General features: G+C 33.0%; 29 protein-coding genes and 1 riboswitch. Of the genes, 1 reads left to right on the forward strand and 28 read right to left on the reverse strand.

From position 1 onward, the window contains the following. The first annotated feature begins 92 nt into the window (after positions 1 to 92). Positions 93 to 222: riboswitch (cyclic di-AMP (ydaO/yuaA leader) on the forward strand. A 3-nt stretch (positions 223 to 225) separates the two neighbouring features. Continuing rightward, positions 226 to 750 carry a cell wall hydrolase gene (locus tag J5G60_RS00980; RefSeq protein ID WP_150355385.1) on the forward strand — a complete coding sequence of 175 codons (525 nt, stop codon included), beginning with the start codon at positions 226 to 228 and terminating at the stop codon, positions 748 to 750. A 99-nt stretch (positions 751 to 849) separates the two neighbouring features. On the opposite strand, the gene J5G60_RS00985 is transcribed toward J5G60_RS00980, so the two are convergent. The 28 genes from J5G60_RS00985 to rplF all read right to left on the reverse strand — a co-directional run bounded on the left by J5G60_RS00985 (position 850) and on the right by rplF (position 21,153). Then, positions 850 to 1,716, reverse strand: coding sequence for an NAD(P)/FAD-dependent oxidoreductase (locus tag J5G60_RS00985; protein WP_150355386.1), 867 nt, complete (start codon positions 1,714 to 1,716; stop codon positions 850 to 852). Positions 1,717 to 1,819: 103 nt separating this feature from the next. After that, on the reverse strand, positions 1,820 to 2,137 hold the full coding sequence (gene trxA, locus J5G60_RS00990; protein WP_150355387.1) for a thioredoxin: 318 nt from the start codon (positions 2,135 to 2,137) through the stop codon (positions 1,820 to 1,822). Positions 2,138 to 2,305: 168 nt separating this feature from the next. Continuing rightward, positions 2,306 to 3,517: a tetratricopeptide repeat protein gene (locus tag J5G60_RS00995; RefSeq protein ID WP_150355388.1), complete on the reverse strand. Its 1,212-nt coding sequence runs from the start codon at positions 3,515 to 3,517 to the stop codon at positions 2,306 to 2,308. Then, positions 3,510 to 4,277, reverse strand: coding sequence for a DUF4652 domain-containing protein (locus tag J5G60_RS01000; protein ID WP_150355389.1), 768 nt, complete (start codon positions 4,275 to 4,277; stop codon positions 3,510 to 3,512). The genes J5G60_RS00995 and J5G60_RS01000 overlap by 8 nt, the downstream gene beginning before the upstream one ends. A gap of 154 nt (positions 4,278 to 4,431) precedes the next feature. Next, a complete protein-coding gene (ptsP, locus tag J5G60_RS01005) occupies positions 4,432 to 6,048 on the reverse strand; it encodes a phosphoenolpyruvate--protein phosphotransferase (RefSeq protein WP_150355390.1) in 1,617 nt (538 codons plus the stop codon). Positions 6,049 to 6,087: 39 nt separating this feature from the next. Continuing rightward, the gene (locus J5G60_RS01010) at positions 6,088 to 6,816 is read right to left on the reverse strand and encodes a tetratricopeptide repeat protein (RefSeq protein WP_150355391.1); all 729 of its coding nucleotides are present in this window, start codon (positions 6,814 to 6,816) and stop codon (positions 6,088 to 6,090) included. Between the two features lie 161 nt (positions 6,817 to 6,977). Continuing rightward, complete coding sequence (locus J5G60_RS01015; RefSeq protein ID WP_150355392.1) at positions 6,978 to 7,952, reverse strand: GntR family transcriptional regulator; 975 nt, start codon at positions 7,950 to 7,952, stop codon at positions 6,978 to 6,980. 216 nt (positions 7,953 to 8,168) lie between these two features. After that, on the reverse strand, positions 8,169 to 8,876 hold the full coding sequence (cwlD, locus tag J5G60_RS01020; RefSeq protein WP_150355393.1) for an N-acetylmuramoyl-L-alanine amidase CwlD: 708 nt from the start codon (positions 8,874 to 8,876) through the stop codon (positions 8,169 to 8,171). Positions 8,877 to 9,033: 157 nt separating this feature from the next. Then, a complete protein-coding gene (gene rpsI / locus J5G60_RS01025; RefSeq protein ID WP_150355394.1) occupies positions 9,034 to 9,426 on the reverse strand; it encodes a 30S ribosomal protein S9 in 393 nt (130 codons plus the stop codon). A gap of 25 nt (positions 9,427 to 9,451) precedes the next feature. Next, positions 9,452 to 9,886, reverse strand: coding sequence for a 50S ribosomal protein L13 (gene rplM / locus J5G60_RS01030; RefSeq protein ID WP_150355395.1), 435 nt, complete (start codon positions 9,884 to 9,886; stop codon positions 9,452 to 9,454). A gap of 167 nt (positions 9,887 to 10,053) precedes the next feature. Continuing rightward, complete coding sequence (truA, locus tag J5G60_RS01035) at positions 10,054 to 10,788, reverse strand: tRNA pseudouridine(38-40) synthase TruA (protein ID WP_150355396.1); 735 nt, start codon at positions 10,786 to 10,788, stop codon at positions 10,054 to 10,056. Further along, entirely contained in the window at positions 10,788 to 11,597 is an 810-nt protein-coding gene (locus tag J5G60_RS01040) for an energy-coupling factor transporter transmembrane component T family protein (protein ID WP_150355397.1), read from the reverse strand. The genes truA and J5G60_RS01040 overlap by 1 nt, the downstream gene beginning before the upstream one ends. A 12-nt stretch (positions 11,598 to 11,609) precedes the next feature. Continuing rightward, complete coding sequence (locus tag J5G60_RS01045; protein WP_150355398.1) at positions 11,610 to 12,464, reverse strand: energy-coupling factor transporter ATPase; 855 nt, start codon at positions 12,462 to 12,464, stop codon at positions 11,610 to 11,612. Further along, entirely contained in the window at positions 12,449 to 13,294 is an 846-nt protein-coding gene (locus J5G60_RS01050; RefSeq protein WP_150355399.1) for an energy-coupling factor transporter ATPase, read from the reverse strand. The genes J5G60_RS01045 and J5G60_RS01050 overlap by 16 nt, the downstream gene beginning before the upstream one ends. 94 nt (positions 13,295 to 13,388) lie before the next feature. Continuing rightward, positions 13,389 to 13,730 (reverse strand): 50S ribosomal protein L17, encoded by a 342-nt coding sequence (rplQ, locus tag J5G60_RS01055; RefSeq protein ID WP_150355400.1) that lies wholly within the window; start codon positions 13,728 to 13,730, stop codon positions 13,389 to 13,391. Between the two features lie 61 nt (positions 13,731 to 13,791). After that, a complete protein-coding gene (locus J5G60_RS01060; RefSeq protein ID WP_150355401.1) occupies positions 13,792 to 14,739 on the reverse strand; it encodes a DNA-directed RNA polymerase subunit alpha in 948 nt (315 codons plus the stop codon). 63 nt (positions 14,740 to 14,802) lie between these two features. Beyond that, complete coding sequence (rpsD, locus tag J5G60_RS01065) at positions 14,803 to 15,423, reverse strand: 30S ribosomal protein S4 (RefSeq protein WP_150355402.1); 621 nt, start codon at positions 15,421 to 15,423, stop codon at positions 14,803 to 14,805. Positions 15,424 to 15,444: 21 nt separating this feature from the next. Further along, entirely contained in the window at positions 15,445 to 15,843 is a 399-nt protein-coding gene (gene rpsK / locus J5G60_RS01070; protein WP_150355403.1) for a 30S ribosomal protein S11, read from the reverse strand. A gap of 19 nt (positions 15,844 to 15,862) precedes the next feature. After that, positions 15,863 to 16,237 (reverse strand): 30S ribosomal protein S13, encoded by a 375-nt coding sequence (rpsM, locus tag J5G60_RS01075; RefSeq protein ID WP_150355404.1) that lies wholly within the window; start codon positions 16,235 to 16,237, stop codon positions 15,863 to 15,865. Between the two features lie 214 nt (positions 16,238 to 16,451). Further along, positions 16,452 to 16,565 (reverse strand): 50S ribosomal protein L36, encoded by a 114-nt coding sequence (gene rpmJ / locus J5G60_RS01080; RefSeq protein WP_007062395.1) that lies wholly within the window; start codon positions 16,563 to 16,565, stop codon positions 16,452 to 16,454. Between the two features lie 18 nt (positions 16,566 to 16,583). Next, entirely contained in the window at positions 16,584 to 16,802 is a 219-nt protein-coding gene (gene infA, locus J5G60_RS01085) for a translation initiation factor IF-1 (RefSeq protein WP_011988826.1), read from the reverse strand. 300 nt (positions 16,803 to 17,102) lie between these two features. Then, positions 17,103 to 17,756, reverse strand: coding sequence for an adenylate kinase (locus J5G60_RS01090; RefSeq protein ID WP_150355405.1), 654 nt, complete (start codon positions 17,754 to 17,756; stop codon positions 17,103 to 17,105). 25 nt (positions 17,757 to 17,781) lie between these two features. After that, the gene (gene secY, locus J5G60_RS01095) at positions 17,782 to 19,062 is read right to left on the reverse strand and encodes a preprotein translocase subunit SecY (RefSeq protein ID WP_150355406.1); all 1,281 of its coding nucleotides are present in this window, start codon (positions 19,060 to 19,062) and stop codon (positions 17,782 to 17,784) included. A 1-nt stretch (position 19,063) separates the two neighbouring features. Beyond that, positions 19,064 to 19,504, reverse strand: a complete 441-nt coding sequence (gene rplO, locus J5G60_RS01100; RefSeq protein ID WP_150355407.1) for a 50S ribosomal protein L15 — start codon at positions 19,502 to 19,504, stop codon at positions 19,064 to 19,066. 22 nt (positions 19,505 to 19,526) lie between these two features. Further along, on the reverse strand, positions 19,527 to 19,706 hold the full coding sequence (rpmD, locus tag J5G60_RS01105; RefSeq protein ID WP_150355408.1) for a 50S ribosomal protein L30: 180 nt from the start codon (positions 19,704 to 19,706) through the stop codon (positions 19,527 to 19,529). A gap of 12 nt (positions 19,707 to 19,718) precedes the next feature. Beyond that, a complete protein-coding gene (gene rpsE, locus J5G60_RS01110) occupies positions 19,719 to 20,216 on the reverse strand; it encodes a 30S ribosomal protein S5 (RefSeq protein WP_150355409.1) in 498 nt (165 codons plus the stop codon). A 16-nt stretch (positions 20,217 to 20,232) separates the two neighbouring features. Then, on the reverse strand, positions 20,233 to 20,592 hold the full coding sequence (gene rplR, locus J5G60_RS01115) for a 50S ribosomal protein L18 (RefSeq protein WP_150355410.1): 360 nt from the start codon (positions 20,590 to 20,592) through the stop codon (positions 20,233 to 20,235). Positions 20,593 to 20,610: 18 nt separating this feature from the next. After that, positions 20,611 to 21,153, reverse strand: coding sequence for a 50S ribosomal protein L6 (rplF, locus tag J5G60_RS01120; RefSeq protein ID WP_150355411.1), 543 nt, complete (start codon positions 21,151 to 21,153; stop codon positions 20,611 to 20,613). Positions 21,154 to 21,223 lie beyond the last annotated feature (70 nt).

Consider the following 21,223-nt stretch of genomic DNA (forward strand, 5'->3'; position numbering starts at 1 on the left):
TAATTATACACTATTTAATATTGTTTATATCAATACTTTAAAGTATTTTAAAAAAATTTTAATAAAATGTATTTTATTTTAATAAATGGGTACAATATCATTGACCTAAGTTTAAATAAAAAACACGGGGAAACCAGTAATATTGGGGTGAATCGTATTATACGTAGGTTATGCCTTTACCGAACCCGTCAGCTAACCCCGCCGGTAATAAGGAGATGATTTGATTTGAAAAAATTTTTTTATTTTATTATTCTCTTTTTGATGCTATTTATGCCATTACAGAATGTAAGCTCATGTACTCTCAACAATGCAAACTCCACTTTATTTAATGAACAGGAGGAGGTTGTACAGGTATTTAACTACTCTGACCAAAAGATACCTATAACACAAGATGATGTAAATTTAATGGCTAAGGTAGTTTATGCCGAAAGTAATTGTGAACCCTTTGAAGGTAAGGTGGCAGTGGCTTCTGTAATACTCAACAGATTACAATATCCGGAATTCCCAAAAACAGTAAAGGGAGTAGTAACACAAAAAGGAGCTTTTTCCTGTGTCAGAAATGGAACTATAGATGTAGTAGCAAACAAAGATAGTTATAATGCAGTCTTACAGGCATTAAAAGGAGTAGATCCAACTAATAAGTCTATTTTTTTCTATAATCCTAAAATAGCTACATCTCAATGGATGAAAAATATACGCAAAAAAAATGTCAAATCTATAGGAAATCACGTATTTTTTGTAGTAAATTAAATAAAGAGGTGTACTTTTGCAAAATAAACTTGCAGAAGTACACTTTTTTATAAAACTTATTTATTCAATTCACCATTAACTTTTCATTGTAATTTGAAATTATGAATCACTTAAATTATCTAAATACGAAACGGCATTTAACGCCGCTATCTGCCCCTGGCCCACAGCTTTCATGTATTGATAGGGTTTTCCGGCACAATCTCCGGCTGCAAAACACCCTGGTATATTCGTATTCATATTTACGTCTATTTTCACATGATTATCTTGCATAGCAATTCCTGGAACAAGCTGTGCCGGTGAAATACTGTCCTTTAATACAAATACTCCATCTGTAATTATTTCTCTATCCTTCAAAAGTACCTTTTCCACTTTTTCTTTTCCATATATTTCTAGTTCTTTGCCTCTTACTACTTCTATATCCCCATCCAATTTTAATTTATCTCTATACATAGGTACATAATAGACCTTTTTAACCAGTTCATTTACATAGTTAGCCTCTTTCTCAGCTTCTTTGTTATATCCTATAATAGTCACAATCTTTCCCTTATATAGAGGAGCATCACAAGTAGCACAATACCCTACCCCTCTTCCCAAAAACTTCTCCTCTCCCCTTAAAGGTTTAGTATATTCAATACCAGTAGCCAATACAATAGTTTTTGCCTCATACATTTTTTTGTTGACCATAAGGCCGAAATATTCACCCATGGCATATATTTCATTTATTCTCTCTAAAATTATATTTATATTCATAGATTTTATATGTTTCTCAAACTTATCTTTTAGCTGCAGTCCCGTTATATCTGGAAGTCCAAGATAATTTTTGATTTGGGCAGCTTTCACCAGCTTTTCACTAAGTTCCGCATTTCCAAAGAGAATAATATTTTTATTCCTTATCTTAGCATTGATTGCTGCAGAAAGTCCTGCTGGCCCACTGCCCACTATGGCAATATCATATCTAGAATCCACTTGTATACACCTCCTGATCCATTTACCGCTATAATTAAAATGACAAATCAACAGTGTCAATTTGTCATTTTAGCATGTTTAGATTTTTGACAACTATCCACAATTAAACATGTTTTTTCAAAACATCTTTTATAGTATCCTTTGGTCTAAATCCAATAAACTTATCTACTATATTTCCATCTTTAAATACCATGACAGTTGGAATACTGGCAATTTTGAATTGGGCTGCAGTAACTGGGTTTTCATCTACATTCAGCTTAAAAAACTTTGCTTTTCCCTGCATTTCATCTGAAACCTCCTCTATTACAGGTGACAGCATTTTACAAGGTCCACACCAAGAAGCCCAGAAATCAACAACTACAGGAGTAGATGAATTTTTAATTGAGCTGGAAAAATCTGAATCCTTTATTTCTTCTACCATTATTCTTCCTCCTTACAAATTATAGGGATATTTCCCCTAATTATATTTTACCTGAATGATTAGCCACTGTAATTTCTCATTTTTTCTTTAAGGTTGAAAATAGCAGTGCTTCATCAAATTTAGATAACAATTTTATTATTTGTCTAGTAACTAATTTTTAGTCTTTATTTAACCATTTAAAATATCGTCTATTACAGAATTATTGTAAATGGATGTTGGATATTTATTTACTAATTTTTGGGCATAATTTTTGGATATATTCATATTCATACCTTTATATAGAACAGCAAGCCTATACAAAACTGTATCTTCATAGCTTCCCTCAGAAAAGCTCTTATCATACTGAGAATAATACTTTAATGCACTGCTAGAATCTCCTGATAAATCAATAGACCTTGCAAGGAAATATGTTATATGAGGGTATAAATAACTTTTAGTTCCAACTACATAGGCTTTCTTAAAATAAGAAACAGCATTATTATGATCTCCACTGTCCAAATATTTACTACCTAAATTATAAAAATACAAACATCCATCTTCACTTAGGATCTTATAAGCTGTTAATAGAATTTTCTTATCATTCGGATTTAGCTTCTTGTCTTTCCATTTAACAAATTGCAAGTACATAGAATTATAATCTTTATTCTGTATATAATTCTCCATATTTTTCTTCGGAAAAACATCCACATTGCCTACGTTTTGATTGTTTTTTAAACTATTTTTCACTTTTTCCACTTTGACCACATTATCTTTGCTTTCAGAATTATTTCTAAAATTCAATCTACCACTGTAAATACACACCCACCATAGAGATGCTGCAAATAAAACAACTACAAAAATACATACTACTTTTTTTATATTTAATCCTTTTTTTATAACATCCATGTCTTTAAGCAATTTCATACTTTTTTTTGCCTGAGGGTTATCCACATCCACTTTAAAAACATTATTTATCTTCTCCAGTGCCTTATTGTAGCTGCCTCTTTTTATGTGGCACAGTGCACTGCAATTATTTACTTCGATATAATTAAAATCACTTTCAGCACATTTTTCAAGCAGCATCAATGCTTCATTTATTCTCAATTCTTTGATTAACATTAGAGCTCTTTTATATAGATCAAATCTTGTATCATCATCTTTCGAGCCTTCAATATATTTTTGAGCCACTTCATCATTGTTGACTTTATAATTCATGTTCCAAATTTTTCTTGCATTCAATAAGTCACCTTTCAAATATAGTAAAAGTCCCTTTAAGTTAATAGCTGCTTTATTTTTTATATTTATAGATATACTTTTATCACATAATTCTAATGAGCGTTTTATACATCCCTTATTATATTTATCCAGAGCCTTATTATATATTTTTTGAGACTTATTCATTTATTTTATATACCACTTTCCCATCAGAATTTTTTACTTCCATTTCGCCATTTAATTCTGTATTAAAAGAATTGATGACCCAATCTTCTACATGAGATTTATTGTATGCATCATCATCATATACATTTACTTTTAGATTTACATTACTTCCACTTTTTTGTACGGATATTATCTGCTGTTTTTTACTAGGTGTTTTTATCAACAGTACAACTTCATTCCTACCTACATTTAACATATACAAATCTCCTCCTTTTGACATCGTGCCATGAGAAGATCCTATAATGACAAAAATATTTTCACTGTCAGCCCATTCCAAATATTTAGGAGATATTGCAGTGTTCCCTTCAATTTGAAAACTGTAAATTTTTTGTCCATTTTTTACTATTATTCTTCCCTGTCCCTCTTCCAATGCACTGCTACCTTTTCCCTCTATGCAAGCACTATAACTTCCATCTTCAGAGCTTTTCCAGGGAGTATTAAAATTTATTTTAGTATCACTGCTCAATTCCTTTTTTGAAAATTTTATTCCTTCTGAATTCTTAGCAACAGTATTTGATTCTATACTGTTTTTGGGCTTTTCAACTTCTCTATTCTCATTGCTTGTACTATTTGAGTTAGTTTTCTCAGAACCGGTGGAATTATTTTTAGATACATTTTTTGTAGAATCAGAGTTGTTTTTGCTGTCAGAGCATCCAGTAAACCCCATGGCTAAAATGACTGATAGTATACATATTAAATAACCAAATTTTTTAATTTTCATATAATATTCCTCCCAATACAAAGTAACACAATCGTGCATTATATTATAGACATATGGAAAACCACAGCTCAATTGGATATTTAATTAAATTATACCATAATAAATATATACTAAAAACTACCGATATTCATAAATATATCAGTAGTTTTTAAAATTAATTTTCCATTATAATCTGTTTGGCTTTCAACATGGAGGAGGCACTCATGGAAAATTCATCTAAGCCATACTTTACTAAAATGGGTATGGAATTTTCATCTCCCGCCATTTCGCCACACATTGCACATGGTTTTCCTCTCCTATGGGCAGCATCTATAGTATTTTTTATGAGCTTTAATACGGCAGGATGCATTGGATCATACAGATAAGATACTTTTTCATTCATTCTGTCTGCTGCTAAAGTATACTGTATCAAATCATTAGTTCCAATACTAAAAAAATCCACATATTTAGACAATTCTGCTGCCTCTAAGGCAGCAGATGGTACTTCTATCATTATTCCAGTTCCCAAATTTCTATTAAACTCCAGTTTTTCCTCTTCAAGTTCCTCCATACATTGCCTTAATACATTCTTAGCCTGTAAAAATTCTTTTACAGAGCTTATCATGGGAAACATTATTTTTAAATTTCCAAAAGCCGATGCCCTGAGCATTGCCCTCAATTGAGGTTTAAATATATCCTCTCTGTCGAGACAAAGTCTTATGGCCCTGTATCCCAAAAAAGGATTCATTTCTTCAGGAAGCAGCAGATAAGAAAGTTTCTTATCTCCACCTATATCTAAAGTTCTTATAACCACAGGTTTGTTTCCCATTTTTTCCACTACATATTTATAAGCTTCAAATTGTTCTTCTTCTGGCGGCATATCTCCTCTATTCATATATAAGAATTCTGTTCTAAAAAGTCCTATACCTTCACCTCCATTTTTCAATACCTGTTCCACATCTTGAGGTTTACCTATATTGGCAAGAACTTTTACTTTTCTACCTGACTTCGTAATGGTCTCCACATCTCTTAGAGGCCTAAGCTTTTCTATTTCCATATTATAAACTTTTATTTTAGATTTGTACTCTTTTATTGTATTCTCATCAGGATTAATTATAACATTGCCTTCAACGCCATCTACAATCACAATATCTCCATCCTTAACTAAATCCGTTATATTCATAGTACCTACTACCGCCGGTATTTCAAGAGTCCTGGCCATAATAGCACTATGTGAAGTCCTGCCTCCAATATCTGTAACAAATGCTGATATCTTGTTCTTATCCAGCTGTGCAGTATCCGAAGGTGTCAAATCATGAGCCACTATTACCACTTTGTCATTTTTAATTTTATTCAAAAAAGATCCACGTCCTGTAAGGTTGGCAAATATTCTATCTCCAACATCTTTTACATCAGCACCTCTTTCCTTAATGTATTCGTCTTTCATGGAATTAAAAATTTTCATATAAGAGTTTACTACCTCATAAAGGGCTACTTCTGCATTTATATGATCTGTTTTTATTCTCACTTTCACAGCACCTGTAAATTCTTCATCCTTTAAAAGCATGATATGACTTTCAAATACTTCTGCTTTATCCCTTCCCATTTCCCTTTCAGATTTTATTTTTATTTTCTCAAGCTGCTTTCTGGATAAATCCAGAGCTTTCTGAAATCTTTTTTCTTCCTTATCGACGTCCTTTACATACCTTTTTTTTACATTTATCTTGCTTTCCTTTTTTATGAGTACACTACCTATTGCATAACCTTTAGAAGCAGGTATACCTTTTTTCATAAGTTTCTCTCCTAAGATCTTTTATTTTATTAAATTATACTATTTAAGCAAGTCTTGAAATTCTTTTGAATTTTTCACTGGTTCAAAATCTTTTTCATCTTTCGCTATATCCTTAACATCTGAAGACATATCTATAGCTATCTTAAGAAATTTAACCGTATTTTGAACATCTCCTCGCCTCCCATATATACTGGCTTTTCCATAATAACTCCAAATATATTTCTCTATTTCCAGATCTTTATCATACCAGTTAAGCGCATCATCATATTTGCCGTAAAGTTCATAGGCAAGCGCCTTATTAAATCGCGCATAGCCAAAATCAGGATTAAGTTCAAGAGCTTTATCTATATTTTTCATTCCTTCTTCATAGTTACCGCTGTAACAAAGTGCAATTCCTTTTATATTATAAGCCTTGTAGAATTCATTATTTTGACTTATAATCTCATTTGCTTTACCTATAGCTTTAGAATATTCTTTATTTCTAAAAAACTCCTCTGCAGTTTTACACTCTTCTTCCAATTTGTTGTGTTCGTTCTCTTTATTCTCAGCTGCACCAGTGTTATTATTGCTATCTTTTATCACAGTGTCCTGAGTGACATCTTTACGTGTATTTTCCAATGCAGCTTTATTTTTATTATTCCAATATGAAGTCTTCATAACCAAAACCACAGCAAAAATACATAAGATACAAAATATTATCACCTTAGTCTTTAGAGAAAATCTTCCAAATAATTTTGTACCTATGCCCTTCCTATTTTTATAAGCCATGTACTTTCCTCCTAAAAAACGCAAATAAGTATTTCAGAACAATTATCATCTGGAACACTTATCATTTATGCATTGACTATATGGTTATTTATATTATACTTTCTCTATGAGAAGTTTACAAGTTCAAATTATACCAATACATTCTTCTAATTGTATTAGTTTCACTTTTGATATTTAAGATCAATTATCTTTGACTTTAATGCTTTAACTGAATTGTCATCAAGACTATATAAAAACTTCATTATACATTTATTGTCCACATTGTGCCGCTGAACATCTCTATACCTTCCTGGTGATACTATAAGAACATCTGCATCATTTATAATCTTTATAATTTCCTGTTCATTTGCAGAATTAGTAAATTGAATGTCTATATTTCCAAGCCCGGCTTTTTCTAATGCACCCCTGGCTTTAAACATAAATTCATTCGAGATACATATAAATGCAAACTTAGTACCTTCAGAATACCTGGCAATCTTAACTATGGTTTCCAAATCTACATTTATTGCCACTCCTATTATTTCCTTTTGAAATCTTTTAGTCAATTTAACAACTTCATTGACATGATTAAAGGTTGCTATTATAACTTGACTCTTTTCTATAATTTTTTTAGTAGAATCACTTATATTTCTTATATCATCAAGAGTAAATGGAATTACATTCATATTTGTACTTTCCATGATCTGTTTGCTGAACATTCTGGATTGTTCAATATTACATTCCACATATACAGCAGTTATTTTACTCATAAGTTCTTTCTTTTCTCTTACTCTTTGAATCACAATTTCCAAAAACTCATTAGCATCCATCCCAGATTCTATTGCCTCTTCAAATCCAAGATCAATAAATTTCATTATTTTCTGCCTTATATCCTGAGCTTTCCAGGGATTAGCTTCCTCCGCCACAAAAGTTCCTCTTCCCTGATAGGACTTTAAGACCCCCTCTTGTTCTAATTCATCATAAGCTGTACTCACAGTATTTCTACTCACTTTAAGCTTTTCGGACAGTTCCCTTTCTGTAGGCATTTTCTCTCCTACTTTCAATTTACCCCGGTTTATCAAATTCATTATTGTCTTTTTTACCTGCAAATATAGTGGTATTTCACTGTCTTTATCTATTTTAATCTCTATAATCATCACCCCAAAATCACTAAATTAATAGCTTAAAACATTGCTTTACCTACAGAATACCATAATGCAGGGTAAAAATCAATTAGCTGTTTTGCATTAATTTACAATCTTCAGAAAAATCACTATAATGACCTTACTTGGAACTCATTAATTCCACAATTAGAAATTAAGCTTATTAAAAAGAGCAGATTTAAAACCTGCTCTTTTTAATTTGACGAAATCTCAATTAGAAATATAATATTTATCAATAGATTTAGCTATAGATTCTGCTATTTTATCTTGATATTCATCCTTAATCAATTTATTCTTTTCTTCAGCATTAGATAAAAAACCACATTCTATCAATACAGAAGGTATATCGTATTTGCATCTAAGTACCTTATATGAATTCAATGCGGCTTTTTCTTTTCTGTTATTGTTTTTATCTAAATCATTAATTAAATTGTTCTGAAGGATAGCAGCTAGTTTTTTACTATTTTCATTTTTTGAATACCATACCTGTGCCCCATAATATTTAGATTGAGGAAACATATTCAAGTGTATGCTTATAAACATATCACATTTTGTACTTTCTTTCAATTTACATCTGTTATTTAAATCCTCAATTTTTTTCTTTCTAACTCTACCTTCTTCAGTATAAAGACCATTGTCCCCTTCTCTAGTCATAAATATTTTATAACCTCTTTTTGTTAACTTATTCTTAAGTTTATTACTTATTTTTAAATTTATTTCCTTTTCCATCACTCCATCTTTTGATACCGCACCGCTGTCAATACCTCCATGTCCAGGATCTATAAGAATTATATTTTTATTATCGCATCCAGCAGCAGTGTCATAGCTTCCTAAAACCCTGGCAGAACTGAAAATATCAATACTAAATGTAAGTAATAATATTAACAATATAGTAAAATTGGTTTTTTTCTCCTTCATACCACTTATATCAACTCCTTATAATAGTCTGAAAGCTTTACTATATATCTTTACCTACATCTTTAAGAAATATTAATAAAATTTACACTAAATTAAAAAGCTTCTAGAGATAAAAGTAAGAATACCTTTTACCTCTAGAAGCTTAGACATAATTCCATTATCTCTTTGAAAATTGTGGAGCTCTTCTGGCCTTTTTAAGACCATATTTCTTTCTCTCTTTCATTCTAGGATCTCTAGTTAAAAAGCCTGCTTTTTTAAGTTCTAATCTTAAATTTTCATCTGCTTTCAACAGCGCTCTTGATATGCCATGTCGTATAGCTCCAGCCTGGCCAGTAAAGCCTCCACCATGAACATTCACCAGAACATCAAACTTACCGGCAGTTGAAGTTAATTCAAATGGTTGATTAACTATAACTCTTAAAGTTTCCAATCCAAAATAATCTTCTATACTTCTTTTATTTATAATTACTTTACCCTCTCCAGGTACAAGTCTAACTCTTGCTATTGATTCTTTTCTTCTTCCTGTTCCGCAATATTGAACTTTAGCCATTTTTTATCCTCCCTTCAGTCTCCAATTAATATCTTAATTCCAATACTTCTGGCTTCTGAGCCTCATGATTGTGCTCACTGCCTCTGTATACCTTCAACTTTTTCAACATCTGTCTTCCAAGTACTCCTTTTGGAAGCATTCTTCTGACAGCTTCTTGAAATACAAATTCAGGTTTTTTTGCCAATGCATCTCTATAGGGAATTTCTTTTAGTCCACCTGGATATAATGTGTGATGTCTCAGCATTTTTTGATCCAGTTTTTTCCCAGTCAGAACTACTTTCTCAGCATTTATTATTATTACAAAATCTCCCGTATCCACATGTGGTGTAAATATAGGCTTATTTTTACCTCTCAATATGGATGCAACTTGACTCGCTACTCTTCCAAGTGGTTTTCCCGCAGCATCGACAATGTACCATTTTCTTTCAATCTCATTGGGTTTTGCTATATATGATTTCATCTTTCCCGTTAAAAAATAACGGTTCTCAACTCCTCTCTTAATTAACTTCTCTTTTAATTTAATAATTTTAATACACGCTTCTCTATAGAAAGATCCGGGGCTAGTGGATCCTTTATAATCAAAATTACAAACATTTATATTATAATACAATGATCCTGGCGTGTCAATTAATAAAACACCTTCTCAAGACAAAGACCCCTTGCTGGAACAGGTTTACCTGCCCTTGATCTGTCCTTTGATTCCAAAATATATTTCACATCCTCGGGTTTAAATCTTCCCACTCCTACTTCCAAAAGAGTTCCCACCATTATCCTTACCATATTATACAAAAATCCATTTCCTATTACATTGAATTTAATCAATTTTCCCTCTTGTACAACTGTCATTTCACTTATAGTTCTAACAGAAGATCTCACTGAACCTCCTTTTTTCTTAAAAGCAGAAAAATCATGCATTCCCAAAAAATATTTACATGCTATTTTAATCTTTTCTATATCCAATTTTCTTCTAAAATAGTAGACATATTGTCTTCCTATAACAGGCCTGTTGTTCCCTGTTATTATAGTATAGACATATTTTTTGCCTATACTGTGAAATCTGGCATGGAAATTATCATCCATTCTTTCGGATTTTAGTACAACTATGTCTTCTGGAAGTACTCCATTCAATACCATTTTAAAGTTAGTTGCAGGTATTTTACTGTCCGTAAAAAAATTACACACAAATTCTTTAGCATGAACTCCCGCATCAGTTCTACTGGAACCTATGGTTTCTGAGAAACTACCTGTAGTTTCTCTAATTGCATCTTCCAGCTTTTCCTGAACAGTAACAGCATTTTTTTGTCTCTGCCAACCAGAATAATTGGTACCATCGTATTGTATTGTCAATTTAATATTTTTCATCAATGCCACCACATTCTACCTAGTACAGAAATAAATACTAATACTGCAGTGCATGCTGATGCTATAAAATCTCTATTGGTCAATTTAAGCTGTTTCATTCTGGTCCTGCCTTCTCCACCTCTATAACATCTGGCCTCCATAGCCATGGCCAATTCATCTGCCCGCCTAAAAGAGCTTATAAAAAGTGGAACTAAAATTGGTACAAGACTTTTAGCTCTCTGAATAATACTTCCTGACTGAAAATCTGCTCCTCTTGCCATCTGTGCTTTCATTATTTTATCCGTTTCATCCATTAAAGTAGGTATAAATCTGAGAGCAATAGTCATCATCATAGCTAGCTCATGAGCAGGTACACCTATTTTTTTCATCGGATTTAAAAGTTTTTCTATGCCATCAGTCAATTCAATTGGAGATGTAGTCAATGTTAGAAGCGATGTTCCCACAATTAAAAATATAAGTCTGATAGTCATAAATGCAGCCATAATCAATCCTTCTCTATATACAACTAAAAACTTCCATTTAAATATTGGTGGATTGACTCCGCCGGTCATAAACATATTTAATATTGCAGTTATAAGTACCAAAATAAATATGGGCTTAAGCCCTCTATATATATATACAAATTGTACCCTAGATACAAGTATTGAAATTACAGTAAATGCTACTATAAATATATACCCTTTAAAGCTGTTCACTATAAACAAATCCACAATATATATTAAAGATATCAATATCTTAACTCTCGGATCCAATTTATGAACAAAAGAATCTCCAGGTATATACTGTCCTATCGTAATATCTTTAATCATTTGCCAGCTCTCCTAACTTTTATTCAGTATTTTAAGCAGTTCTTCTTTTGCTTGCTCTACAGTAAACACATCTTTTGATATATTAATTCCCTTTTCCCTAAGCTTTTTTACCATATAAGTTACTTGCGGTACTGCAAGCCCCACATTTTCTAAAACATCAACTCTATTAAAAACTTTTGCTGGTGATCCATCCAATATACACTTTCCCTTATTCATTACTATTATTCTATCTGCAAGTTTAGCTACATCTTCCATACTATGTGACACAAGTATTATAGTCATATTGTATTCATCATGTAAACTCCTTATTTCTCCTAGGATATCATCTCTTCCCTTGGGATCAAGGCCTGCAGTAGGTTCATCTAGTATAAGTACTTTAGGTTCCATAGCAACTACTCCAGCTATGGCAACTCTTCTTTTCTGTCCGCCACTTAATTCAAAAGGAGATTTGTCCTTATACTCTTCATATTCTAGCCCAACCATATTCATAGCTCTTTTTACTCTTTTAACTATATCATCATTGGTTAATCCCAAATTCTTAGGCCCAAAAGCAATATCTTTTTCTATGGTTTCTTCAAACAATTGGTATTCTGGATATTGAAATACAAGTCCAACTTTTTTTCTGATAAAATTCAAATTGATCTTTTTTTCGGTAATATCCACACCATCTATTATGATCTTTCCTGAAGTTGGTTTTAAAAGACCATTTATGTGCTGAATAAGTGTAGATTTTCCTGAGCCGGTGTGTCCTATAAGAGCAACAAATTCTCCATCTTTAATTTCAATATCTATATTATCCAATGCCTTTTTTTCAAAAGGCGAACCTTTCATATATACATGAGTTAAATTTTCTATTTTAATTGACATAATTCACTCACCATCTCATCTATAGTTAATATATCGGTTCTAATATTGACTCCACTATTTCTGAGTTCATAAGCTAATTCAGTTATCTGAGGCACATCAAGTCCAATATCTTTCATTTTAGCTACTTGACTAAATATATTTCTCGGAGAACCCTCCATTATAATTTTACCTTTATCCATGACAATTATCCTATCAGCATCAACTGCTTCCTCCATATAATGAGTAATAAGAATCACAGTCATACCATACTTACTGTTTATCTCTTTTATTGTATTCAGTACTTCCTTCCTACCTGAAGGATCCAACATTGCAGTAGATTCATCAAATATTATACAATCCGGTCTCATAGCAAGTACCCCAGCAATAGCTACTCTTTGTTTCTGCCCTCCTGAAAGCAAATGAGGTGCATGTTTTCTATATTCATACATATGTACTCTTTTTAAACATTCATTAACTCTCAATCTTATTTCCTCAGGTGGCACACCTAAATTTTCCGGTCCAAAAGCAACATCTTCTTCCACAATAGTTGCAACTATCTGATTATCGGGATTTTGAAAAACCATTCCTGCTTTATTTCTAATACTCCAGGTATTTTTCTCATCTGACGTATCCAACCCCTCTACATACACTTTACCGCTAGTTGGATTTAACAACGCATTCATATGCTTTGCTATGGTAGACTTTCCCGAACCATTTCTTCCCAAAATCACAAGAAATTCTCCCTTTTCTACTTGAAGACTAACGTCATCTATGGCAAATTTAGAATTCCCCTTATCACTGTCCTCATACCTATATTTTACTTTTTCACATAATATCATCTTTTTTTCCATAGAAACACCTCGCTAATTGGATAAGCGCTTTAATATCATAATAGAAAAACAGGGATTAAGCTAACTTACTTAATCCCTCCATATTCCCTCCATATTATACTAACTCTAGTATAACTAACTCAGCTCCATCGCCTCTTCTTGGACCTATTTTATACATTCTGGTGTAACCGCCATTTCTTTCAGCATACTTAGGAGCTATATCAGTAAATAAATTTTTTACAACTTCTTCTTCAGTTACGAAAGAAAGTACTTGTCTCCTAGCATGAAGATCTCCTCTTTTGGCAAGAGTTATCATTTTTTCTGCTATATTTCTCGTTTCCTTCGCCCTTGTTCCCGTTGTCTGTATCTTTCCATGTTTAAGAAAACTAGTAACAAGATTTCTAAGCATAGCTCTTCTTTGATCAGATGGTCGCCCTAACTTACGGTACTGTGCCATTTATATCCCTCCTTACTACTGTTGTTATTAAATAATCCTATCAGAATTTATCTCCAAATTTTTAATCTTCGTTTTGCTTTAGCGATAATCCCAGAGCATCAAGTTTTTGTTCAACTTCTTCTAAGGACTTTTTACCTAAGTTTCTAACTTTCATCATATCATCCATAGTTCGCTCAGTTAATTCCTGTACTGTATTTATGCCAGCTCTTTTTAAACAATTATAGCTTCTTACAGAAAGCTCTAACTCCTCTATTGCCATCTCAAGGACTTTTTCTTTCTTATCTTCTTCTTTTTCAACCATTATCTCTACATTATTAGCATGATCAGTTAAAGTCATGAATAACTTAAAATGCTCTATAAGAATTTTAGCAGATAAACTTACAGCCTCATCCGGCAATATAGTTCCATTTGTCCACACTTCCAAGGACAATTTATCGTAATCAGTTATCTGGCCAACTCTCGTATTTTCTACAGCAAAATTAACTCTTCTAATAGGTGTATATATTGAATCTACAGGGATTGTACCTATTGGCATATTTTCAGATTTATTTCTTGCCTGAGAAACATATCCCCTACCGCTATTTACGGTAATTTCTATATAGAGCTTAGCATCTTCATCCAGAGTAGCTATATGTAAATCTTTATTGATTATTTCGACATCGCCATCTGTCCTTATATCTCCCGCTATAACTTCTCCTGGGCCCTGAGCATCTATATATATTGTTTTAGGACCTTCTCCATTCATTTTTAAAGCTAATTCCTTTATATTTAAGATTAGCTCTGCTACATCTTCCTTTACCCCACGTACAGTTGAAAACTCATGAAGCACACCATCTATTTTTATATAGTTAGCAGCCACTCCTGGAAGTGAAGAGAGAAGAATCCTTCTAAGTGCATTTCCAAGAGTAATACCATAACCTCTCTCCAGCGGTTCTACTACAAATTTTCCGTAGCTACCATCTTCGCTAGTTTCAACACATTCAATTTTGGGTTTTTCTATTTCTAACATGAATATAACCCTCCTTCTATTTATCTAATAATGTATCCTCGAGGGCAACTGATTCTATATTAATTACTTACTGTACAACTCTACTATTAATGTTTCATTAACAGGGACATCTATTTCATCTCTTGATGGTTCTCTAATAACCTTTCCCTGAAAGTTCTCTATATCTCCTTCTAACCAAGCTGGTAAAGTTTTAGGATTTTCTGCAAAAGTTTTAAATTTTTCTGATGTTTTGCTCTTATCATTCACAGTTATTACATCATTAATTGACACTTTAAAAGAAGGAATATTTACCTTCTTACCATTAACTAAGAAATGACCATGAGTTACTAATTGTCTAGCCTCTGATCTTGACTGACCATAGCCAAGTTTGTAAACTATATTATCGAGTCTTGTTTCAAGCAAAACCAATAAGTTTTCACCTGTTATACCCTTTTTCATATCAGCTTTTTCATAGTATCTTCTAAACTGTCCTTCTAATATTCCATATATTCTCTTAGCTTTCTGTTTCTCTCTTAATTGCAGGCCATAGTTTGATATTTTCTTTCTTCCCTGCCCATGCTGTCCCGGTGCATACCCTCTTCTTGAAAATGCACATTTATCTGTATAACATCTATCGCCTTTGAGGAATAGTTTTAAACCCTCTCTCCTGCAAAGTCTACATACTGACCCAGTATATCTTGCCATTAAAATTTACACCTCCTATTACTAAACTCTTCTTCTCTTTGGTGGTCTACATCCATTATGCGGTATTGGAGTTACATCTTTAATTAAAGTAACTTCAAGTCCTGCTGCTTGGAGTGATCTTATTGCCGCTTCTCTGCCCGCACCTGGCCCTTTTACATATACTTCAATACTCCTCAATCCATGTTCCATAGCTGCCTTAGCTGATGTTTCAGCTGCCATTTGTGCAGCAAATGGCGTACTTTTTCTAGAACCTTTAAATCCTAAACCGCCTGCACTGGCCCAAGATAAAGTATTTCCAGCAGCATCTGTAATAGTAACTATTGAGTTATTAAAAGTTGATCTTATATGTGCACAGCCATGTTCAACATTTTTTTTCTCTTTTTTTCTTCTGGTAGTCTTTTTAACTTTTCCAGCTGCCATCTTTTCCCTTGCCTCCTTATTATTTTACTAACCTCTTTTTAGCTCCTACTATTTTCTTAGGTCCTTTTCTAGTTCTCGCATTTGTCTTAGTTTTTTGCCCTCTAACTGGCAGACCCTTCCTATGTCTTATTCCTCTATATGAACCTATTTCTACTAATCTCTTTATATTGAGAGCAACTTCTCTTCTTAAATCCCCCTCAATCCTTAAATTTTTTATATAATTTCTCAGCGAGTTAATTTCCTCTTCTGTTAAATCCTTAACTCGGGTATCTGGATTGACATTAGCTTCTTTTAGGATTTTTTGAGAAGTAGGTAACCCTATACCATATATATAAGTGAGACCTATCTCAACTCTTTTTTCCTTTGGTAGGTCAATACCTGCTATTCTTGCCATTAAAATTTACACCTCCTGAGTATCTAATGGATAAAGATTTATTTATATTTATTATATAAAGTTTTAAAGTCAGCAGAATATATAAAATATTTTGCTGCAGCCGCACTTTAAAACATGATTAGCGTAAAATTTACATTATAAAATATCAATTTAGCACATTATTTGTTCTATCTATATAATATACATTTTATACTTAGCCTCATTTTTAACTAATTTATCCCTGTTTTTGTTTATGCTTAGGGTTTTCACATATAACCATTACTCTTCCCTTTCGCTTTATGATCTTACATTTTTCACACATAGGCTTAACTGATGGCCTTACTTTCATCGCTAACCCTCCCCTCAATCACTTTGCCCTCCAGGTTATTCTTCCCCTAGTTAGATCATATGGGGAAAGTTCTACTGTAACCTTGTCACCTGGAAGTATTCTTATAAAATTCATTCTCAATTTACCCGATATATGTGCCAATATTTTATGTCCGCTCTCTAATTCTACTTCAAACATTGCATTGGGCAAAGCCTCCAAGACAGTACCCTGCATTTCAATAACATCATCTTTTGACATAAGGTAATCAAACCTCCTTGTTATTGCTGACTGCGAAACCATTCTTTAATATCACTTCTAGTATATTATAAAGATAATATTATACTCTTTTAATTTACATTAGTCAATACTCCATTATTGAATACTTCAAAAATGAATTTTTACACTACACCTGTAGCAACAATAATCACTCAACTTCAACAATATTTCTGTCTACAGCCTCTTTGAAATTCTATCCAACCCTTCAATAGTTTATTCTACATTTCACCAACTTATCATATAATGCCTCATAACTAGACAATATAACCTTCTAGAACATTTTTATTTGTGAATATCTTTCAAAACATCTTTTATATTCTGAAAAACTTGATCTATTTCACCAGTCCCATTCACTGTAGAAAGTACATCCTGGGCTTCATAATAGTCAATCAAGGGTTCAGTCTGCTTGTCATACACATCCAACCTACTTTTAACAGTGGCTTCGGTATCATCTTTCCTCTGTACAATGTCATTATGACACACATCACATTTTCCCTCTACTTTAGGTGGATTAAATTTTATATGATAGCTTGCACCACAAGATGGGCAAACCCTTCTTCCCGTTATCCTATTAAGAATCAAGTCTTTAGGAACATCAATAAGAAGAGCTACATCTATCCTTCCCCCTGTATTACTCAGAAATAAATCTAAAGCTTTGGCTTGAGTTACTGTCCTTGGAAATCCATCTAGCAAAAACCCTTTTTTACAGTCATCCACAGCCAATCTATTTTTCATCATACTTATAGTAATTTCATCAGGTACTAATTTTCCTTCATCTAAATATTTTTTAGCCTCAACCCCAAGGGAAGTTTTTTCTGAAATATTCTTTCTAAATATATCACCAGTAGATATATGTGGTATAAAATACCTCTCGCTGATAAATTTAGCCTGAGTTCCCTTTCCTGCTCCCGGAGGTCCTAATAAGATTATCTTCAAATAGCATCATCTCCAAAATAATTTATTAATTCAAAAATCCACGATAATGACGCACTAACAGCTGGGATTCTATCTGCCTTACAGTCTCAATAGCAACATTCACTATGATAAGCAATCCTGTTCCACCAAAATATATACCTTTAAAATTAGTATAGGTTTCTGCTATTATAGGTGATATAGCCACTATGCCGGCAAAAGCTCCTCCTAAAAATGATACTCTAGCCAAAACCCTTTCTATGAATATGGTTGTTGGTTCTCCTGGTCTTATTCCCGGTATAAACCCAGATGATTTATTCATATTCTCAGCCATTTCCTCCGGCTTAAGAGTAACTTCGGTATAAAACCAAGTGAAAAAAATTGTCAATAAGAAATACAGCACCGAATATTGCCAATTGCTCTCTTTAAATGGACTAAATGAGCTTACTGTTATAAAGTTATTAAAAGCAGAATCAGGCCAAAACTGACCTATAGTAGCTGGAAACTGCATAACCGATATGGCAAATATAATTCCAATAACAGCTGCTCCATTTACATTAATGGGGATATGCGTTGACTGTCCCTTATACATTCTACCACCATTGGTTTTGCCAGCATATTGTATTGGGATTCTTCTTTCAGCCAAACTCATGAGTACAACTGCTATAAACAGTATAATTATTGCCGCTCCAAATCCTATTAATTCCACAAAATTAACCGTTCCAACTTGCTGAAGATTAAATATACTGGATACAGCAGACGGAAACCTCGAAATAATATTTACAAATATTATAAGAGAAATTCCGTTTCCAATGCCATGCTCCGTGATTCTATCACCAAGCCACATGAGAAAAGTCGATGCCACAGTTACAGTAAATATTATCATAATTATATTTATTTTATTAGATGGATCTACCAGCGCACCAGCTCTACTTATTATAGCATATATGCTAAAGCCTTGAATTACTCCAAGTGGTATTGATGCATATCTTGTATATTCCTGTATTTTCTTTCTTCCTTCCTCTCCCTCTTTAGACAATTGTTCTAAACGAGGTATAGCAACTGTAAGCAATTGAAATATAATGGAGGAATTGATAAAAGGGATAACTCCCATAGCAAATATACTAAATCTGCTAAATGCACCTCCTGCTAAAAGATCATAGAATCCAAATAACGATCCATTTTGAGTTAAATTAGTCAATTTAGTGGTATCAATCCCTGGAACAGGAATAAAATTACCCAACCTAAATACTACTACCATAAGTATAGTAAATATCAATCTCTTTCTAAGTTCAGGAACCTTCCAAGCATTACGTAAGGTCGATAGCACCTTATATCACCTCTACTTTTCCTCCAGCCGCTTCTATCTTTTCTGCTGCAGTTTTTGTAAATTTAGCTGCTTTTACCGTGAGCTTCTTTTTAAGCTCGCCATTTCCAAGTACCTTCAATCCATCTTTTGATCCTCTTATAATTCTCTTTTCTAAAAGTAATTCCGGTGTAACTTCTGTCCCATCTTCAAATATATTCAATCGTTCAACATTCAATTCAAAATACTCTTTTGCAAATATATTAGTGAAGCCCCTTTTAGGAAGTCTTCTATAAAGTGGCATTTGTCCGCCTTCAAATCCTATTCTCACTCCACCGCCAGATCTGGCTTTTTGACCTTTTTCACCTTTTCCGGCATTTCTTCCAAAACCTGAACCAGTACCTCTTCCAATTCTTTTACGTGATTTTCTTGAGCCTTCTGCTGGTTTTAACTCATGAAGTTTCATTTATACTTACACCTCCTCTGTACTATGCTTCTTCCACATCTAAAAGATAGCTAACTTTTTTGATCATGCCTCTTATCTGAGGAGTATCCTCTTGCTCTACAATCTTCCCTATTTTCTTTAATCCAAGAGCATTAACAGTAGCAATGTGATCTTTTTTTCTGCCTATTAAACTTTTCTTTAAAGTTATTTTAAGTTTAGCCAAGGTCATTCCCTCCTAACCTAAAATCTCTTCGACAGTTTTACCTCTAAGACTAGCTATATGTTCTGCTGTCTTTAGTTTTGATAAACCATCAATAGTAGCATTTACCATATTTCGTGGATTATTAGAACCCACTGATTTTGCTCTAACATCCTTTAATCCCGCAAGTTCAAGCACCGCTCTAGAAGGTCCACCTGCTATAATTCCAGTACCTTCAGGTGCTGTCATTATAAATACTTTTCCTGTTCCAAATTGACCTGTTATGTCGTGTGGCACTGTTGTACCGAAAATTGGTACATCAATTAAATTCTTTTTTGCATCTTCTATTCCTTTTCTAATTGCTTCGGGTATTTCTATAGATTTTCCCGTTCCCACTCCTACATGGCCATTTTCGTCGCCCACTACAACTAGAGCACTAAATCTAAAGTTTCTACCACCTTTAACAACTTTAGCAACTCTATTTATAAATACAACTTTTTCTTTAAGATTTAAAGTGCTAGGATCAATTCTCATTTACTTCCCTCCTCTTTTAAAATTCCAATCCAGCTTCTCTTGCTCCATCAGCTAAATTTTGTACTCTTCCATGGTATACATATCCACCTCTGTCAAAAACAACTCTTTTAATTCCTTTTTCCATAGCCTTTTTTGCTATAGCTTCTCCAACAACTTTTGCTGCTTCTTTATTACTCCCTATACCTTGAAAATCCTTATCCAAACTTGAAGCAGAAACTAGAGTTGCTCCCTTTATATCATCTATTATTTGAGCATATATATTCTTATCACTTCTGTATACCGAAAGTCTTGGTCTTTCAGTTGTTCCAAAAATCTTTTTACGAACTTTAAGATGACGTTTTTCCCTCAACTTTTTTCTATCATCTTTTTTAAACATAAGGTTCACTCCTTTCTACTACTTCTTACCAGTTTTCCCTTCTTTACGCCTTATAACTTCATCTTCATATTTAATACCTTTTCCTTTATAAGGCTCAGGTTTTCTCCATGATCTTATATTTGCCGAAACATACCCTACTAATTCCTTGTCAATACCTTTAACTACAATTTTTGTAGCAGCCGGTGTCTCAAAAGTTATGCCTTCAATTGATTCTATTTCAACTGGATGGGAATATCCTAAATGTAGAACTAATTTTTTACCCTGTAATTGAGCTCTATATCCAACACCTACTAATTCCAGCGTTTTTGAATATCCCTCAGTTACGCCAATAATCATATTATTTATCAATGCTCTTGTAAGTCCATGCAGAGCTTTAGTTTGTTTTTCATCATCATTTCTCTTACATATTACTGTATTGTCTTCCAAAGTTATATTTATGTCTTTTCTCATAGCTTTAACAAGCTGGCCCTTAGGCCCTTTTACAGTAACAACGTTATCTGGCGTTACTGTAACGGTGACACCACTTGGAACAGCTATTGGAAGCCTTCCTATTCTTGACATCATTACACCTCCTGTATTACTCATAGGTTGGTAACAACTATCGTCGATCGTTGCTACTCTTTTTATATTC

The organism is Clostridium sp. HV4-5-A1G (assembly GCF_900184915.1).
Lineage (GTDB): Bacteria > Bacillota > Clostridia > Clostridiales > Clostridiaceae > Clostridium_B > Clostridium_B aromativorans.

Coding starts and splice junctions, on each gene's coding strand:
- rpsK (WP_150355403.1), bottom strand. CDS start 15,843: ATGGCAGCTGGAAAAGTTAAAAAGACTACCAGAAGAAAAAAAGAGAAA.
- rplO (WP_150355407.1), bottom strand. CDS start 19,504: ATGAAACTTCATGAGTTAAAACCAGCAGAAGGCTCAAGAAAATCACGT.
- rpmJ (WP_007062395.1), bottom strand. CDS start 16,565: ATGAAAGTAAGGCCATCAGTTAAGCCTATGTGTGAAAAATGTAAGATC.
- rpsI (WP_150355394.1), bottom strand. CDS start 9,426: ATGGCTAAAGTTCAATATTGCGGAACAGGAAGAAGAAAAGAATCAATA.
- cwlD (WP_150355393.1), bottom strand. CDS start 8,876: ATGAAGGAGAAAAAAACCAATTTTACTATATTGTTAATATTATTACTT.
- rpsM (WP_150355404.1), bottom strand. CDS start 16,237: ATGGCAAGAATAGCAGGTATTGACCTACCAAAGGAAAAAAGAGTTGAG.
- rplR (WP_150355410.1), bottom strand. CDS start 20,592: ATGTTTAAAAAAGATGATAGAAAAAAGTTGAGGGAAAAACGTCATCTT.
- J5G60_RS01045 (WP_150355398.1), bottom strand. CDS start 12,464: ATGTCAATTAAAATAGAAAATTTAACTCATGTATATATGAAAGGTTCG.
- truA (WP_150355396.1), bottom strand. CDS start 10,788: ATGAAAAATATTAAATTGACAATACAATACGATGGTACCAATTATTCT.
- ptsP (WP_150355390.1), bottom strand. CDS start 6,048: ATGAAAAAAGGTATACCTGCTTCTAAAGGTTATGCAATAGGTAGTGTA.
- J5G60_RS01050 (WP_150355399.1), bottom strand. CDS start 13,294: ATGGAAAAAAAGATGATATTATGTGAAAAAGTAAAATATAGGTATGAG.
- J5G60_RS01000 (WP_150355389.1), bottom strand. CDS start 4,277: ATGAAAATTAAAAAATTTGGTTATTTAATATGTATACTATCAGTCATT.
- rpsE (WP_150355409.1), bottom strand. CDS start 20,216: ATGAGAATTGATCCTAGCACTTTAAATCTTAAAGAAAAAGTTGTATTT.
- J5G60_RS00995 (WP_150355388.1), bottom strand. CDS start 3,517: ATGAATAAGTCTCAAAAAATATATAATAAGGCTCTGGATAAATATAAT.
- J5G60_RS01040 (WP_150355397.1), bottom strand. CDS start 11,597: ATGATTAAAGATATTACGATAGGACAGTATATACCTGGAGATTCTTTT.
- rplM (WP_150355395.1), bottom strand. CDS start 9,886: ATGAAATCATATATAGCAAAACCCAATGAGATTGAAAGAAAATGGTAC.
- rplF (WP_150355411.1), bottom strand. CDS start 21,153: ATGTCAAGAATAGGAAGGCTTCCAATAGCTGTTCCAAGTGGTGTCACC.
- trxA (WP_150355387.1), bottom strand. CDS start 2,137: ATGGTAGAAGAAATAAAGGATTCAGATTTTTCCAGCTCAATTAAAAAT.
- rpsD (WP_150355402.1), bottom strand. CDS start 15,423: ATGGCAAGATATACTGGGTCAGTATGTAGACTTTGCAGGAGAGAGGGT.
- infA (WP_011988826.1), bottom strand. CDS start 16,802: ATGTCAAAAGATGATGTTATTGAAATGCAGGGTACTGTCTTGGAGGCT.
- rplQ (WP_150355400.1), bottom strand. CDS start 13,730: ATGGCACAGTACCGTAAGTTAGGGCGACCATCTGATCAAAGAAGAGCT.
- J5G60_RS01015 (WP_150355392.1), bottom strand. CDS start 7,952: ATGATTATAGAGATTAAAATAGATAAAGACAGTGAAATACCACTATAT.
- J5G60_RS01060 (WP_150355401.1), bottom strand. CDS start 14,739: ATGTTAGAAATAGAAAAACCCAAAATTGAATGTGTTGAAACTAGCGAA.
- J5G60_RS01010 (WP_150355391.1), bottom strand. CDS start 6,816: ATGGCTTATAAAAATAGGAAGGGCATAGGTACAAAATTATTTGGAAGA.